This is a genomic window from Mesorhizobium sp. M5C.F.Ca.IN.020.32.2.1 (assembly GCF_004023105.1).
Taxonomy (GTDB): Bacteria; Pseudomonadota; Alphaproteobacteria; order Rhizobiales; family Rhizobiaceae; genus Mesorhizobium; species Mesorhizobium wenxiniae.
In genome coordinates, this window is the sequence record NZ_RZSX01001387.1 from 1 (window position 1) to 981 (window position 981).

Annotated in this window: 1 protein-coding gene; it reads right to left on the reverse strand. The window is 66.2% G+C overall.

The window, feature by feature from the left end; translation table 11 throughout:
• On the reverse strand, positions 1-962 hold a 962-nt coding region (locus tag EOA86_RS36215; RefSeq protein WP_164892392.1), incomplete at its 3' end, for an LLM class flavin-dependent oxidoreductase.
• Positions 963-981 lie beyond the last annotated feature (19 nt).

A 981-nucleotide genomic window follows, 5' to 3' on the forward strand; every position in this document is an offset into this window, starting at 1 on the left:
ATCTCGAAGGATCGCACCCGCGCTGCGTGGTCGAAAATCTGCGCGGTGACCATCAGCTCATCGGCACCGGTGCGACGGATAAACGCTTCTATGCCTTGCCTGACCGTTTCCGGGGCGCCGACGACGGCGCAGGACAGCGCCTGGCCAAGCATGGTTTTGGCCATCGGATCGAGTTCGCGCTCATATCCCTCGACCGGCGGCGGCAATCGGCCGGGCCGGCCGGTGCGCAGATTGACGAAGGCCTGCTGCAGCGAGGTGAACAGCAGCCGCGCCTCAGCGTCGGAGGGCGCCGCGAACACGTTGAGGCCGAGCATGACATAGGGCTTGTCGAGCTGTTTCGATGACTGGAAGCGCGAGCGGTAGATCTCCAGTGCGTGGTCGAGTTCGGCCGGTGCGAAATGCGAGGCGAAGACGTAGGGCAGGCCGAGCATGGCTGCGAGCTGTGCGCCATAGAGGCTTGAGCCCAGGATCCAGATCGGCACCTGCTCGCCCTCGCCGGGTACGGCGCGGATACGCTGACCGTCTTCGGCCGCCTGGAAATAGCCCATCAGCTCGACGACATCCTGCGGGAAACTGTCGGCGCCGGCCTCGAGATTGCGGCGCAGCGCGCGCGCCGTGCCCATGTCGGTGCCCGGCGCCCGGCCGAGGCCGAGGTCGATGCGGCCGGGATGCAATGCGTTAAGCGTGCCGAACTGCTCGGCGATGACCAGCGGGGAATGGTTGGGCAGCATGATGCCGCCGGCGCCGACGCGTATCGTCCTGGTACCGCCTGCGACGTGGGCAATGACGACGGAGGTGGCGGCGCTGGCGATGCCAGGCATGTTGTGATGCTCGGCCAGCCAATAGCGCCTGTATCCCAGCCGCTCGGCATGGCGGGCGAGATCGAGTGAATTGGCGAGCGATTGCGAAGCGTTGCTGCCTTCGACGATCGGCGACAGGTCGAGAACGGAAAGAGCGGTCATGGGCGGGGATCCTATGGAC